The organism is Pedobacter sp. AC379 (assembly GCF_979258145.1).
In genome coordinates this window covers 2972972-2986878 of the sequence record NZ_OZ409839.1, presented here as the reverse complement: position 1 = coordinate 2986878, position 13907 = coordinate 2972972, and the positions used below count along the sequence as shown (strand labels likewise).

Annotated in this window: 15 protein-coding genes; 1 reads left to right on the top strand and 14 read right to left on the bottom strand. The window is 43.5% G+C overall.

All coding sequences use genetic code 11. The features are described 5' to 3' along the window. Positions 1–26: 26 nt before the first annotated feature. From ACZZZW_RS13335 to ACZZZW_RS13305, 7 genes are read right to left on the bottom strand one after another with little or no spacing between them, the layout of a single operon-like run. Positions 27–422, bottom strand: coding sequence for a hypothetical protein (locus ACZZZW_RS13335; RefSeq protein WP_463494011.1), 396 nt, complete (start codon positions 420–422; stop codon positions 27–29). Continuing rightward, entirely contained in the window at positions 422–2644 is a 2223-nt protein-coding gene (locus ACZZZW_RS13330; protein ID WP_463494009.1) for a hypothetical protein, read from the bottom strand. Before ACZZZW_RS13330 ends, ACZZZW_RS13335 begins: the two co-directional genes overlap by 1 nt. Before the next feature lies 1 nt (position 2645). Next, positions 2646–4883, bottom strand: a complete 2238-nt coding sequence (locus ACZZZW_RS13325) for a hypothetical protein (protein ID WP_463494008.1) — start codon at positions 4881–4883, stop codon at positions 2646–2648. Between the two features lie 3 nt (positions 4884–4886). Further along, positions 4887–5411 (bottom strand): hypothetical protein, encoded by a 525-nt coding sequence (locus ACZZZW_RS13320; protein WP_463494007.1) that lies wholly within the window; start codon positions 5409–5411, stop codon positions 4887–4889. Then, positions 5408–6196 carry a hypothetical protein gene (locus tag ACZZZW_RS13315; RefSeq protein WP_463494005.1) on the bottom strand — a complete coding sequence of 263 codons (789 nt, stop codon included), beginning with the start codon at positions 6194–6196 and terminating at the stop codon, positions 5408–5410. The genes ACZZZW_RS13320 and ACZZZW_RS13315 overlap by 4 nt, the downstream gene beginning before the upstream one ends. Next, on the bottom strand, positions 6172–6711 hold the full coding sequence (locus tag ACZZZW_RS13310; RefSeq protein ID WP_463494003.1) for a hypothetical protein: 540 nt from the start codon (positions 6709–6711) through the stop codon (positions 6172–6174). The genes ACZZZW_RS13315 and ACZZZW_RS13310 overlap by 25 nt, the downstream gene beginning before the upstream one ends. After that, positions 6686–7216, bottom strand: a complete 531-nt coding sequence (locus ACZZZW_RS13305; protein WP_463494001.1) for a CHAP domain-containing protein — start codon at positions 7214–7216, stop codon at positions 6686–6688. The genes ACZZZW_RS13310 and ACZZZW_RS13305 overlap by 26 nt, the downstream gene beginning before the upstream one ends. Before the next feature lie 29 nt (positions 7217–7245). On the opposite strand from ACZZZW_RS13305, the gene ACZZZW_RS13300 reads away from it, so the two are divergent. Continuing rightward, positions 7246–7581 (top strand): hypothetical protein, encoded by a 336-nt coding sequence (locus ACZZZW_RS13300; protein ID WP_463494000.1) that lies wholly within the window; start codon positions 7246–7248, stop codon positions 7579–7581. Here ACZZZW_RS13300 and ACZZZW_RS13295 read toward each other — a convergent pair. From ACZZZW_RS13295 to ACZZZW_RS13265, 7 genes are all read right to left on the bottom strand, one after another. Beyond that, the gene (locus tag ACZZZW_RS13295; protein WP_463493999.1) at positions 7544–7801 is read right to left on the bottom strand and encodes a hypothetical protein; all 258 of its coding nucleotides are present in this window, start codon (positions 7799–7801) and stop codon (positions 7544–7546) included. The genes ACZZZW_RS13300 and ACZZZW_RS13295 overlap by 38 nt on opposite strands. Positions 7802–7820: 19 nt before the next feature. Next, entirely contained in the window at positions 7821–8801 is a 981-nt protein-coding gene (locus tag ACZZZW_RS13290) for a DUF6712 family protein (RefSeq protein ID WP_463493997.1), read from the bottom strand. After that, positions 8791–10158 (bottom strand): hypothetical protein, encoded by a 1368-nt coding sequence (locus ACZZZW_RS13285; RefSeq protein ID WP_463493995.1) that lies wholly within the window; start codon positions 10156–10158, stop codon positions 8791–8793. Before ACZZZW_RS13285 ends, ACZZZW_RS13290 begins: the two co-directional genes overlap by 11 nt. Next, positions 10159–10446: a hypothetical protein gene (locus ACZZZW_RS13280; protein ID WP_463493994.1), complete on the bottom strand. Its 288-nt coding sequence runs from the start codon at positions 10444–10446 to the stop codon at positions 10159–10161. It lies immediately after the preceding gene. Positions 10447–10737: 291 nt separating this feature from the next. Next, complete coding sequence (locus ACZZZW_RS13275) at positions 10738–12435, bottom strand: hypothetical protein (RefSeq protein WP_463493993.1); 1698 nt, start codon at positions 12433–12435, stop codon at positions 10738–10740. Continuing rightward, positions 12392–13033, bottom strand: coding sequence for a hypothetical protein (locus ACZZZW_RS13270; protein ID WP_463493991.1), 642 nt, complete (start codon positions 13031–13033; stop codon positions 12392–12394). The genes ACZZZW_RS13275 and ACZZZW_RS13270 overlap by 44 nt, the downstream gene beginning before the upstream one ends. Further along, positions 13020–13709 (bottom strand): hypothetical protein, encoded by a 690-nt coding sequence (locus ACZZZW_RS13265; protein WP_463493990.1) that lies wholly within the window; start codon positions 13707–13709, stop codon positions 13020–13022. Before ACZZZW_RS13265 ends, ACZZZW_RS13270 begins: the two co-directional genes overlap by 14 nt. Positions 13710–13907: the final 198 nt, after the last annotated feature.

Genomic DNA, 13907 nt, shown 5'->3' with positions numbered 1-13907 from the left:
TGGCTCAAAAGCAGACAAAGGACATGCTAAAGCTCTATATTGAAATTCCGGGTAGTGATTTCGATATCCTCAATGACAGCATTTGAAAGGTTGAATGCCATCAACTCCCTTAGGCGGGCGATTTCCCTATATTTCGTTTTTGAATACCAGGGTGATTTTTTACGGTTAAGATTTCCAGATTTTATAGCAGCTCCACGGCCAACCCTCATATCGCGCAAACGGCCATATTCCAGAAATTTCACGATGACCGAATTAACATTACCACCAGATTGAATTACCTGGCCCGCAATACTGTTCCATAAAGGGCCATCGAGTTTTCCTATTTCGTATTTATCCAGGGCATTGTGGAGTTGGTCGACCATTATGTCCAACCATCCATCGACAACCTGGAGCAGCTTTGGAGATTGTGGCTGATTATCCATTATTTTATAATTGTGTATTGAGGGTTCGCCTGTACTGAAAATATTGAGTTCCGGTAGATCCAAACTTCTGAACACATCATTCTTTCGTCCGCGTGCGCGAGATCACCATCATAATCCCCATCCCAGGCAGATATCCACCAATATTCGTATGCCTTTTTAATTGCAGCCGGCAACGTAACAGTATTGTTTGCTCCAAATAAGACCCTTCTTACCGAGAAATATTCCTGTTGCTGCTGCGATCCGGTTCCGGGTTCACCCACGTTCGGGTTCCGGTTCTCGGTAAAATCTCTCCGGTTTTCACTGGTTATTGTTTTTATAAATACGGGAATGTTCGAATTTAACAATGGAATGGTGCACGCCCTGTCCGACCAGATGGATACTGTTAGGTCAACGTAGTTGTTGGTCCGGTCAATCTGATAGGCTCCATATGGTAACGTCATCACATCGCGACCATCATGTGCAGCACCTTCCTGGGGATTACCTTCCGAAATTTTGATAAACACGCCGTTATTGTCAAGCGATACAATGTACGCGCTATCCAAGATAATCAAATCCACTTCGGCCTGCACCTGGTCACTCCGGTTTGAAGTAAAAGATATTTTTTTATAAAGAGCCTCTACTGTTACTCCGTTTTCACCTTTAAGCAAAATTATGTCATTGTCCTTCAGGTTGCAGATATCGATCGGATCCAATAATGCGTTTATGGTGACGTTTTTTGCTGCATAGGTCCTGTCGTACCATGGGCGGATCGCATACTTATCAAGCCCCTGCAGTTGAAGCACCGGGATTTCAGGCTCACCTGGAGTAACTGTAGTTTTATAGGTTCCGGAGACCTTCAGCGAAAGTAAGTCTCCGTCCGGAGATCCCATTGGATAGGAAACCGTACTATTATTCCAAAACCCGACGCCCCTGCTCACCACCAGTCGCAAAGGAAATTCGGCGAAATTATCTGTCGAGCGGAAGTTCCCGAGATCCGAAAAAATAGGATCGACGATGTTACCGGCACGACTATCCCATGGAATTGTCCAGAGCCTGTTTAAACCTGGTATCGGCTCTTCAACCGTTCGCATCGTACCGGCCTTGATATCGATTTTTTCCTTTCCGGCACCAACTGTGACGCTATCGACCGGCTGCTCTTTGTCTGCTTCCATTTTGTCAATCTCTGCAGTAACAGTATAGCCTTCCGAAATTTCAGAATCCATCTTTTTGATTGTTATCGCCTTCTTGGTCCAGTCAGCGTAGGTGGGCTTTTCAAAAACGGTTTTTTTCCAGGAAAAATTGATTTCTCCTTTCGCGATATCAGGAGTAATCCTCACGCACATCGCGCTTAAAGCCTTAAACAGATCGCTGATCAATATCTTAGGTAAATGATCACTAGCTTTAAAAAATACCCCCTGCTTTTCTTCAACTGGTAAATGTGGTTCAGAGGCACGGCTTATGAATGTGCCGTTCAAATTGTAAATGACGGTTTTGGCTATATCCGGGTGTTGAATAAAATCACCGGTGAGATTCATATTTAGAGCCTCACATATCTTACTTAGCACATATGAAAGATAAAAAAAAGGTACTGTGTGATGCTTTGCCGGGATATTATCCGGCAGCTGCACCAAGAACTTCGTAATATTACCATCAGGATATACACCGTTTATGATGGTCGTATCTTCCGCGCGGGGTGCCGGCGTTCCGACCGGACTGTCTTCCGTACCGAGAACCGGATCAGCGGGGCCAGATGATGCTCCTCCACAATATTGATAATTCCGGACTGGAAAGAAAGTATAAGGGATTTCCCTCCAGTCCAGGTTGGCTGCAGCATCTGCCAAAGAAGACTGGATCTCCAGAGCCGTTTTACCAATATTATAAGTTTCAAAAGGCAGATCAGTTAGGTATGTGGAGCTTAGAAAATTATTGATAATTCCAAGATCAATGTCCAAGTTGCATTCAAAACTCTTATTGGAAACCGACACCCGAAGGGTACACTGTTTGAAATCTTTTCCATTTATACTGGCCAATACCTGTATCTCCCGACCTTTTACATTAGTTTCGATTGCATTAGCAAAACCAAGCAGAAGCTTGTTCGGCCCATTGAAGGCAACATCCAAAGGATAACTGAAGCTGCCATTGAATTTACCACCATCATTAAACAGACTGCTGTTCATTTCAATGGTAACTTCCGGTTTGTTGAGCGTGATTTTTTCTCCTTCTAGTGTTCTAAGTTCGATCATGCTAAACGTATGATAAGGTAATAAGATGAGTGTGTGGTGCGGAGTATGATACCGCTATTTGCATGGTGTAGATGCTGTACCATTGATTATTTACGTTCAACCGTAGGTAATTGTTCAAATATTCCGTTGTGATATCCTCCTCTGAAGCTTCATCGTAGACCTCGGAAATTTCCATTTCTTCAGGAATCGCAATGGTGAAATACTTGTTCATTCCTGTGACCAGACTAACTTCCAAAACCTCTCCTGGTTGATTATTAGTCAGGGCTTTAATCTGCGCTGAATTGACCGGCTTAAATGTTGTACCACCGAAGAAAATAAAATCTGCCATATCTTCGGGCGGATCCACCGGGACATAATCCATGTTTTCTATAATGACAACCTGGTGCTCGTGAGCGGAAGAATAACCGATTGCCATTACCATCCCGTAAATTTTATAGGGAATGCCGGAAACTATCACTGTTGACTGGTTGGCCAGGTATTCTGAAGAGATATCCTCCTCGGAGGTCAAATCAAAAACTGTATTAAGTTTCTTCCACGCGGGAACAGCAATACAGAAAGTTTTGCCGGTTCCGGTAGGCAAAATAAATTCAAGATCGGTATCTGGTTGGTTATTTGGAAGCGACATAACTTCACCTGCAGTAACCGGGATCCTATCACACAAACCATAATGAACTGTTCCCGATGGAAGTGGATCCAAAGCTACCGCAATGTCCATATCGCCCTCTGTGAACTTATAATCCTCAAAGCTTAGCGAAACGGCTATATCCTGTTTGATTAATGTGTTGCCATCCTTATACTCGCCAGTTTTTTTTGCACTGGCCACTACTGGAAATAGTTTTCCTGACTGAGCCAAAAATTTATACTCAGCGATAAAAAAGTCCTGTAAAAGATCAAAACGGCGTTTGTTTAGCCAACCGGTGTTAATGGTAAAGTTTTTTTGTATCCTGAGATTGTAGGCCCGCATAATGCCGTCGGTAAGCGAATAATCCATTGGAAGCATACTTTCGGCCTGCTCCTGGTTTAGCGTATTGTCTTCCGATCCTTTCCCGTTGGCCAAGAAAGTGTCAAAAGAGCCCAGACTTCCTGAATATAAAAAGTACCTGGTAACTTCTTTAAAAGAATAGTCCAGCCGATAAGTGATTTTTTCGGATACCTGATTCCCATCAATGTCCACCAGGTAGCAGGTGTAATGATCAATGGATCGATCCGGGTCCAGTACAGCAAGCTGCTGCTGGTTATATCCGGTGGCGAAAGCATATTTTTTATACTGCAGCAAATTGATCGATACAACTTTCTGTACTTTTTCTGCGCCATCGTTAAACCTGATATCGGTTTTAAGGTAAACCTGTTTTGAGCTTCTCAAATTAATGAAATACAAAAACTCAGGCTGATCGGTCCGGATCCGGATGAATGATTTGTCTCCTTGTTTAAGGAATAAATCCTTTTTTGGATCCGGCATCGATGGACGTAGAAACTTAACTGCAGAAAGAAACTTGTTCGCCGTATAAGAAAAACCTCCCGTTGCAACATTGAAAATTTCTGAGCGGGTTACGGATTTGACTGTATTATCGTAAACTTCCGCAAACTGACAATAATATGAACGCATGCTTTTTGTGCAGGACATCGGCTGGTAAGAATTTGGATTTGGTACATCCTCGTCAAGCGCAGCACTTAATATGTTATGTAGATCGATCTTCAGCTTGCCTGAAAACGGAAGGTCTGCAGATAGCTTCTCGGTGTAGATCTTCGCTTCCAAATTTCCATCTGCAGATAAAACAACAACTTCGAACAGGAATTTAAACCCGGACCTTTCGGCTCTCTCTATCCCTGCTATCGAGCTGACCATTGGATAAGCCGGAGCAATCCAGTTTGCCGCAGTTCCTTTTTGTTTCGAGGTAAAATAAATCCTTCCACCAGATATGGTGATATCATAAGTTGAACTCAGCGCGTAATTTTTTCTAAAATCGGCTGCAATTGTCTCCAACGGATTGATACTTGCTGTGTCGGCGGTGAACTGGTTCCCGCTAAGGTCAGGTACCAGTGCCGCAGTCATGGTAACAATCTGATCAGAAAACCTGATCAGGAAAACCGTCCCTTCATACCAGGCTCCGCTCCGTTCTATATATCCCACAAAGGCTGTCCCTCCCGAAAGAATGTTGTTGTCGCTCTGAAGGGAAAAAATTATCGGGTTTGCTGCAAATGAAAATACTGCAGGTTTTGAAAGAATAGTGATCGCCATAGTTTAAACATTATTCTGCCAATCTACTGCGGTGTCCGAGGCCGTTAAAGGACATCTCCACTTAAAACCCACTGTGACACCGTAATATTTAACCAGGACCGGGCCGATCGGATCAATGGGCAAATCTTCAAAGTCGTAAAAAACCTTTTTGATATCCCCATCAATATTGATCTCTCCACCTCCGCCAAAGTCCTCAAGCATTTTTACCAGGATTGAAAGAATTATTTTTTCAGCTTTGATCTCTGCTTCTTCAATGGAGGACTCATCGCCCGCTTCCGTTGAGCATAAAATTGAAAAACGCCCGTTGAAATGATGGAACCGGTTATTGTTCCTGTTGGCACTCACATCGGAGGTATAACGTTCGAGAAGCAAGGCGGGGGTTTTTGCTGCAGCTTTGATTGCATCATCGAAAGCTTTGAGGTTGTACTTATCCTTGATATAAAAAAAAGCTCTGTCGGCATCTGTATGGAGGATGTCGGGATGGTTTTTGGCAAGTCGCTCGAAATAAGTTCTGTAATGTATTATCATGGCTTTTTATCTTTTTCCATCTGGATCAGACGGTCGTTGAGTTCACTAAGGAACTTATGTACGTTTGATTTCTCGGTTTCCTTAAGGTTTCCGAATATTCCGCCGGCTGCACTTTGCACAACCTTTGCCCACACCGCCGGCTTTCCTTGCTCACCGGTATCCGGACTTTTGAATACCTGTTTGTAGGTGCCGGTTATATAGTTCCTGCAGCCTTCATAATTCAGGTAAACGGACCAGCGCATTTTTTCGCTTAGCTTCTTAAATCTCCTGGTCCGGATTTCCCTCGAATAAGTTCTCAATGGCGTACGGATATCATCATCAATCCCGAAATATCTACGTGGCCGGTATAAGATTGCAACCAGGACATCAAGAAATCCTGGATCCTTGGTCAGTTGAAAGTTCTCCCAACAAAGCTCACATAGACCAAATTCCTCTGCTGTGATATTTGACAGTTTGTTTTTCGGTCCGTAATATTTCCTGAACCCTGACCAAAACGATGGGATCAACCAGGTGAACAGTTCGTTCTTTTTGAAAAGAAAATCGATCTTCAGTGATAGGCGGTACTGGTGATGCCTTGGCAGAACCCTAGTAAAAATTCGTTTTGGAATTTTAAAAAGCATAGCTGCAAGCAGTTTCTTAGCTTTTAGAGTTTCAAGTCCGGAACACATCGCAGCGGCCCAGATGAGAAGGTGATCCTTCTGCATCTGCCTCCAGTTGGCCGGTCCGGAATAAACGGAATTAACGGAATTTCCTTCTTTAGTTACAGTGAGCGTAATCTGTTCCATAGTTTTGTCAAGTAGGGTTTAAAGAAAACAAAGCCTGGTACAACAAAGAGGGCAAGCACCATCAATCCGATCAGTCCGGCTGAGGGGAATTCCGCCGGAACTTTAACGGAATTTTTGGAATAACCGGAATTTCTGGAATTTTGGTCGAGAATTTTACCGGAATTTATGGAAGCCGTGGAATCTTTCTTTAAGGAGGTGTCAACCTGCGCATTTTCCTTTACGGTTTTTTTGCCTTTCCCTTTTACAGATTTTCCTTTACCCTTAAATCCCTGTTCAGGAGTGAAGGTAAATTCCCCGTCCGGAATTATTTCGAATTCATATTCATCAGTTGTAAACCTGAAGGATTTTGATGTTTCGTAGAACACTGTCTTCAACTGAACTTTAGAGCTGCTGTCTGTAGTTAACCGCAAATTGAAAGCTGCAGAAGATTTCTCCAGGTCAACAACCCGTTTGCTGCAGGCCTGGAGTATTAACAACAGGGCAAGTATCTTAATTAATGTAAGTAGTGACCGCATAAATCTGTCTTTTTAATCTGCGTTTACGATAAACTCCATCGCCTTCGCGACTGCCTGCTTCATTGGTATTGCCTTCAACGGTGATGACCGAAGTTTCTTCCCATCGATCCACAAAGCCGGTATGAGCGACGCGTTTTTTTTCTGGGAAGTAAATAAAAAAGACATCTCCGATTTGCGGGATCTGTGTAATATGACCGGACTTATAAATGATGCGCCCTTGTTCCATGAGCTGAACACAGCCTCCGGATCTAGCTTTCGTAATTCCATTCTGGCCAAGCGTCCAGGAAACGAAGGCTGCACACCAGGGATTACCAGGTTTAAGCCAGACATATGAAAGGTACCTTGAAACCGCAACGCCATCGTTGCGGCCAGTAAGTTCTCTAATCCCGATCTGTGACTGATATGTATCCCTAATCCTTTCACGTGTTAAAGGGGTCTGTTGAGCAAAACCAACATTAAAAAAAAGAAGCAGAACACAGAGACTGATAAAGTGGTTTTTTGCCATGGCGTTAATGATTTAAAATTGTCCTTAAAATGAAATTTCATGAAGTGGCCAAGATCTGGCCAGATAAACTTGAACCAGGTCCAAAGCACGGTGGTTATTACCGCGAACTGTACCAGGGAAAGGTTTATGATCTGGAGAATGCCTGCATCGAAAATACCTGCAGTAGGATCAATCCACCTAAGCACATAGCTGGAGCAAAAGAAAAGGGAGACCATGATCAGAAGCGCACTGTATTCTTTAAAAGCTTTCATTTTAATAAAACCAAAGCTTATGGTCATGAAATACCATATGCCGGTTATAAGGAAATACAGGAAATCCTTAATTGCGTTAATCTTGTTTTTGATTTTCATATTTTAATTGTCTAAGTTTTTTGCGGTTTTTTTTAACGGCGCGTTTGTCGAAATACTCCATAATCTTTAACCATACGGTCAGGACTGCAACGATTGCACCGGCCCATACGCCGAAAGCTCCAACCAGTTTTAAAGTGGTTTCATCGGTGAAGAAATTTTGAACTGTTAAGATCACACCGGATCCGAGTCCGGATAAAATGCCGATAACCGGCTTATGAGTTAGTGTTGAGAACATTATTTATTAAATCTGATTGTTAAACGTAGAAGAAATGACTGCCTGAGGAGTTAAGATCAATATCATCCGAAGCGGTATCTGCAGTATAAAGATTAAATTTGCCGGCATTGGTGTTAAGCCATTTTTTAAGTCGCTTCACTTCCAGCTCACCATTGATCAGGCATTGGTTCATCAATATGCTCAGGCGTTCATCACTCATGCTCATGCTCGCCTCAATGTTTTCATTCCCTGCAGCACGGTAATTTATCGACAAGCTTTTACCGTCATAATTGAAATTAAGTATCGGTATAGCCTCGCCGATTGAAAGCGATGCCAATGGTTTCTGAATTTTGCCGATCAAAGTTTTCTCATCTGCAGAGAGCGTTCCCTCCAAAGCTTTAGATTTTAAATCCTCAAAGAACTCCTCACCAAGTACCGGGAGGATATAGTTTGATTCTGCCATTCCGATAGAGCTGAGCGTAGCACGGTAGGTAGTGGATGAGTTGGCCAGCGGACTGAACCATTTTGTAAAATCCTTCGAATTGGTAATAAAGTAATGTGCAGCACCTTCTTTCACATCACTGTTTTTATATGGAAGGAAATCCGGTTCGTTGATGTTTTTCTCCAGGTATGACAATGCCTGGTCCAGGGCTTTATATCCGGCTTCGTATCTTCCATTGCGGAAGACCACCATTTTTTTGTCTGATACCGGTCTGGTGTCTCCGGTAGCGCTTACATAAAAACCGGAATCGCTGATCCGGAAAGATCCCGAATCGGACATATTATATAAAGCGAGGTGAACGATCGCCTTCTGCAGATATTCAAATAGCTGAAGTGTTTTCCCCTGAAGGGTATTGTTTGTGTATTTATCACGCAAACTATCGTAAAGCTCCTGGCTGATCTCTGGAATTACCTGATCGCTTTCGGCATCGAGGATGAAAGACTGGAGTGATTTAAAATTGTAGTCTTTATCAATACTTGAAAAATATTTCCTGATTTCTTCAGTTGTTCTAAGCAGCATTCGTTACCTCCTTTGCAGTCTGATGTGATTTATCTAAAGTTTCCATTACGGTGTCGCGGTAAGCTAGGGTAAAGCCGGGATACAGTTCGGTCCATCCGTTGAACTCTGCAGCAAACATTAAAGGGTCCATCATGATGTCGCGGTAAGGGCCTATCTTGGCCATAAAGAGATTCCAGGCAATCCGTTTGTCAGATCCTGATCCGGCACCCATGCCCCCGGTCATCAAGTTTCCGACGATGGCATTGTCAAGGCCGAGTGCCCGCATTTTATGTGCTGAAGCTTCCTGACTGTCTTCAAGGAATGCGCCGGCTTTGGTTTTATCATCGATCACGATAATATTCCATCCCGGAAGTTTCTCCTTGGTAACCGGATCGATACCTACCTCATTAAGGATTGATTTGCCTGTATTCTCGACGTCGGTCAAAGCTTTGTTTATCTCCTCAAGTTTTTCCTTTTTCTTTTGATTACGCATTTTGTCGTCATAATCTTCCCAATCCTTATATGCCGATGGCCAATAAGTGTTTGGGATCTGAATTAGATATTTGATCGTCATCTGATTTGAAAGCAAAGCTTTTTTAAACGCGGGGATTTTTGCAGCGATCTCTAACCACCCTGATACTCGAAGACCGTCCCAATGGGCAAGCTGATAATAAGTCTGGCCAACCGTTGGATAACTACAGGGAAATATCCATTTCTTTTTTGTCTTATCTTCCTTCAGGCTCTTCAGAACATCCGGATCGTAAACATCAATTGCAGGGATTACAGTTGTTTCAATGGGATCCGTAAGCTTTGCATTTGGCCAGTTTTTATTATGGATGACATTCTTTAACATTCCAGAATCATCCATTTGTGCCCAACGGCAATGGGTAGCTTCATTGATATAAATTCCGTGGATTCTGCTCCGGTCCTTGGTCGGGATCATTTCCGGAAAGACATTAAAAAATGTGTACAGGTCCTGATATCCTTCAAGAAGATATTTCCGGACCATTCGCGACTTATAAAACTTGCGGACCTCAGGATCCTGAATCGCTTTTAGAATCGGGTTACCATCATCATCGATACCGGTTTCCTGAAAAGGAATTACACCTTTGCCCATGGAATAAAGCACAAGAGTGTTGATCAGCTCTTTAAGTTCCGCATCACCGTCGAGGATTTTTTTGATCGCACCGGGGAAGTCGTTGTCATCACCCCAAAACGCGGGAGTAAGTGCAGCACCTTTCGCGCTGACTGTTCCGGTTGTACCGGTGGTAGCCTTGTCAGCAGGAGGAGCGTCTGCCTGCATGTAAACAGCAACTTTGTGCTTTTTAATAAAGCCGATCTTTGTGCTGTTACCCGATGAGATTAAAATTTCGTCCATTTAGATATAGGTTTTTTCGTCATTGAATTTTGTGATCAGGAGGGCGTGAACGGTTATCGGCCTACTTTTGGTAGGCACTTTGATTGTCCTGGTCACGTTCATGAAGTTCCGCGGGTTCTTTCTGGAGCTTTTGCTCGAATTCCCAGCAGCTAGAAGTACTGCATTGTTATAAGTGGTGCGAAAACCGCCGGTTCCTTGCTTCAGGTTCAGGGAAACTACCTCGAAACTGAAGGGATCACCTGTGGCCATTACCCTGAGCATATCGGTAAACTTGATCATTCCTTCCATAATTCGAAGATGAATCCGGAACGATAGCCCATAAAGGACACGCACAGCTGCCGGCACGCTCAACGAAAAAGCTACCGAAATGAAAAAAACGTTAAAACGTTGATTGAAAATTATTTAACCCATTTTTAAAAAAATGAAACATGCTTTTTCAGAATTGAATGCAGGACACGCACTATCCAAAAAGTGAGCTGCCCCCGGGGGTATTTCGCTGATATATGAAAAACCCCCTTAGGAGCATCCTAAGAGGGATATTTAAATAAAAGACGTATGCTAAATGCAATCAGATAGGTTTTAGAAGATAGCCTCGGTACTTGGCTGTTGATATCCGACCTTGAACTGATGATGTCCGATGATCAGGGTATCGAAGGCATCGGTAAGGTGGGTGGCTTCCTCCTGAAGCACGTCGCTCCGTTTCTCTGGACGCTTATCTTTCTTGACACCATCATTGCCCTGAATGGCACCGGCACATTGAAGCGATACCAATAGCGATGCCGCATTGTTCCGGTTGAATCGCAATGGCTTGATACGCTCAAGTAGATCATCCTCCTTAAGCAAGGTACCGGCCAGGTCGAACCTGGTCTTGTGGCCTGGCTGTTGCCCGATGTATACCATGTTGACCTTCCAATGGTGGTTATTAAACCTTAGCTTTATCGTATCAGCATTCGACAATATGGTTGTAGCATCGGTACCGACAAAGGTATGGTCATAATAAAACGTTACTTCTTTCTTCACATGCTTATCATAATACTTACAGAAGTCATCAACAAGCTCAGGTAGTCGCTTGTTTCCTTTTACATAAAGACTCTTAACGATCCGGTACTCATCCGCATGTTCCTGGCCAACCGCCATACAGTTGATAGTTGAGCCCCCATCGAAGGCTACATCTAATGGTCTATTACGGTCAACATCACCATCATTCAATGAACCCTGTGCGACACCATTGGGCAACCATAAGCCCTCTATGCCAGAGTAATCATATTTATCATAAGCATGTACATTCAGGTCGAGGTCCGGATAAAACCCATGTTCAGCGATATATAGCCGTTCGTTCAGTACCTGAGTGCGAAAGATCACATCCAAATCATCACGCTTCCACTTCTTCAAAGTTTTAAGGCCGATAAAGTGAGCGTTATCCAGACTGGAGGCTTCCATATACATCGCTGTTTCCTGGCGCAAATAATTCAGGATCTTCTCATCGGAGTTGATAAGTCTGATCAGGTTGTTTCTCTTGGTCAGGTTCTGCTCGGTATAAAGCTGATACTTGGCTTTGTTGACTTCGATCTGGTAGCAGCTGATCAGCTTCATCAGGTCGCTCATTTTATATACCTTGCCGTTCTTCTTTATTTTCAGATCGTTGTGGGACTGATTGGCCAGGATCCATTTGGCTTCCGGAGTCGTTGGCATATCGGTAAGAAATAGCTGTCCGCCATGCCCAGCATAGTGCGAAAATTCCTTAACGTTGCCACGGCTCGCCTTCGATATTTCGTTATCAAATTTTGTTTTATTGATAAAACGTGCCTCATCACCATAAAGAAAATCCAACGTTTTTCCATTAGCGGATCCGGGTCTGTCCTGTGAAATGATGGACATATAGGCACCATTGAACCAGAAAATACAATGTTTGGAAGCTTCTTTATCCGGACCGTATAAAGGGCGCGGAATGTTTAGCTCCCTTGGTGGTGATATTCCAACCCAATAATGCACGTTCCGGATATAGCCCATACGCTCCCACCCGACATATAAAGGCGGGAGCGTCCGGTCAGCTGCCTGCATAAAAGTTCTGCAGACCACGCCGATCGCGGACCGGGGCATGTGAAGTATCTTATCAATCAATGCCGGAGCACCAACTCCTTCCGACTTTCCCGTGGCCCGCCCCATAACATAAGTTCCGGTATTTGGGTTTGTGGTGAGGATCCGTTGTTGGGGATCATTATAATAGGTATTTCTAAACAGTACCATCGGAATCTGCCTCCTCTTCCAGTTGAGCATCTTCCATATCCAGCTGGCTTAGGAATTGCGCCCTGGATCCACGGAGTTTAGTAAGTTCCTCCTCGAGGTTCTCAATTTGCGGTACACCTAATTGAGTCGGATCACTGATAACCAGAATCGGCTGAATCTCAAATTTTTCATAATCAGGTAAATTGGGATCTTCCCGTTTGAAGCCCTGGATCTCATCAAGCTCTTTGATCAATAATGCTGTAGCACGAAAGTCGCATTCCTCTTCAGCCTTCCAGATCAACCGCTCAAGCCATTGGATAGACTTTCCCCTGGCATATTCCTTATCTTCACGGGGCCTGGCTGATAAAAAGAACTTTTTAGCTCGAGCGATATCATTTTCAAGCGTTCTGCGAGATACGCCATGATTCTTAAAATATTGCTCCATGTCATCAAGCAGATTGAAGTACATGGATCCGACTCCACCTTTAGTTAATTTCCGGTCCGCATATTCCATTCGCTCAAGAACCTTTTGTTCAACTTCGGGAAGTTTATCAATTGAGTGAGCGAGCCAGGCTTTATAAATCCGATCGAGAAGATCTTCAGGCTGAACAAATGATGAGCGGATACCCGGTCTATTATTTTTGGCCATCAACTGCTCCTTTCATTTTAGCTTCAGCAATCCGCGCATTGATATCACAAAAATCCTTTTTACGCTGAGCAATTAAAGCCAAAGTGTAATCCTTCGGCTTTGATTGTTTTTTTAGACGGTTTTCGGCTTTGTTTAAAGACTTTCTTATACGCTCTTTTTCCTCAAGCAGATTGAAATCGATCATTACCGGTGGTCTCACCTCCTCAGGTTCCGGTGGCTCGTATCCGTTTTCGATAATGTGGTTTTTCATCATCATCAACTCTGAATTCCGTACCCCTAACCGTTGGATCTGCAGGGCAACCTGTCTCAACGGCTCACCCTCTTCAGTAAGAGATAAATATGGATGCAATCCCCTCAGTTCTGCAAAATTTGCGGCGATCTGATTTGAAATTTTTAAGAGTGCGGGAAGTTCACCTGGTGGCGGGGGAATGATGTGAGGCTCGGCATGAGCAGGAGCATGAACTTGTTCCAAAATTGGAACCTCGACTGGTGGTGGTGTATCGGGAATAATCAGAATTTCACCTAAAGCTTCAGCAAGCTTTTGTTTATTGAAGGCATTCTCGCCTTTTTTAAGAATTCTCAATAAAAAATCATCGGATCCATATTCCTCATAAAGACTTAAGCCTTCTGAATAGTTTGAACCGTTTTCGAGCCATGTAGCGATATCTTTTGACATGCTACAAAAAAGGGGGCAGCATCTAAACTAATAAAGGACAGTATTAGTAATTGTGGAGGTTTTATATATCTTTGCAGCCGACCAACATTACCAATTGTACACCCAAAAAAGGGCTTTGTTCCACTCAATAGAATAAGCCCGGACTTTGGGTGCTTTTTTGCACCTGGTACAATGGTAGTGTTGGTCCACGATCCTTTA

Excerpts from the sequence above, each read along its gene's own strand:
- ACZZZW_RS13280 (WP_463493994.1), bottom strand. The coding sequence starts at position 10,446 with ATGGAAGGAATGATCAAGTTTACCGATATGCTCAGGGTAATGGCCACA.
- ACZZZW_RS13315 (WP_463494005.1), bottom strand. The coding sequence starts at position 6,196 with ATGGAACAGATTACGCTCACTGTAACTAAAGAAGGAAATTCCGTTAAT.
- ACZZZW_RS13325 (WP_463494008.1), bottom strand. The coding sequence starts at position 4,883 with ATGGCGATCACTATTCTTTCAAAACCTGCAGTATTTTCATTTGCAGCA.
- ACZZZW_RS13285 (WP_463493995.1), bottom strand. The coding sequence starts at position 10,158 with ATGGACGAAATTTTAATCTCATCGGGTAACAGCACAAAGATCGGCTTT.
- ACZZZW_RS13335 (WP_463494011.1), bottom strand. The coding sequence starts at position 422 with ATGGATAATCAGCCACAATCTCCAAAGCTGCTCCAGGTTGTCGATGGA.
- ACZZZW_RS13290 (WP_463493997.1), bottom strand. The coding sequence starts at position 8,801 with ATGCTGCTTAGAACAACTGAAGAAATCAGGAAATATTTTTCAAGTATT.
- ACZZZW_RS13275 (WP_463493993.1), bottom strand. The coding sequence starts at position 12,435 with ATGCTCAACTGGAAGAGGAGGCAGATTCCGATGGTACTGTTTAGAAAT.
- ACZZZW_RS13300 (WP_463494000.1), top strand. The coding sequence starts at position 7,246 with ATGAAATTTCATGAAGTGGCCAAGATCTGGCCAGATAAACTTGAACCA.
- ACZZZW_RS13310 (WP_463494003.1), bottom strand. The coding sequence starts at position 6,711 with ATGCGGTCACTACTTACATTAATTAAGATACTTGCCCTGTTGTTAATA.
- ACZZZW_RS13295 (WP_463493999.1), bottom strand. The coding sequence starts at position 7,801 with ATGTTCTCAACACTAACTCATAAGCCGGTTATCGGCATTTTATCCGGA.
- ACZZZW_RS13305 (WP_463494001.1), bottom strand. The coding sequence starts at position 7,216 with ATGGCAAAAAACCACTTTATCAGTCTCTGTGTTCTGCTTCTTTTTTTT.
- ACZZZW_RS13330 (WP_463494009.1), bottom strand. The coding sequence starts at position 2,644 with ATGATCGAACTTAGAACACTAGAAGGAGAAAAAATCACGCTCAACAAA.
- ACZZZW_RS13270 (WP_463493991.1), bottom strand. The coding sequence starts at position 13,033 with ATGGCCAAAAATAATAGACCGGGTATCCGCTCATCATTTGTTCAGCCT.
- ACZZZW_RS13320 (WP_463494007.1), bottom strand. The coding sequence starts at position 5,411 with ATGATAATACATTACAGAACTTATTTCGAGCGACTTGCCAAAAACCAT.
- ACZZZW_RS13265 (WP_463493990.1), bottom strand. The coding sequence starts at position 13,709 with ATGTCAAAAGATATCGCTACATGGCTCGAAAACGGTTCAAACTATTCA.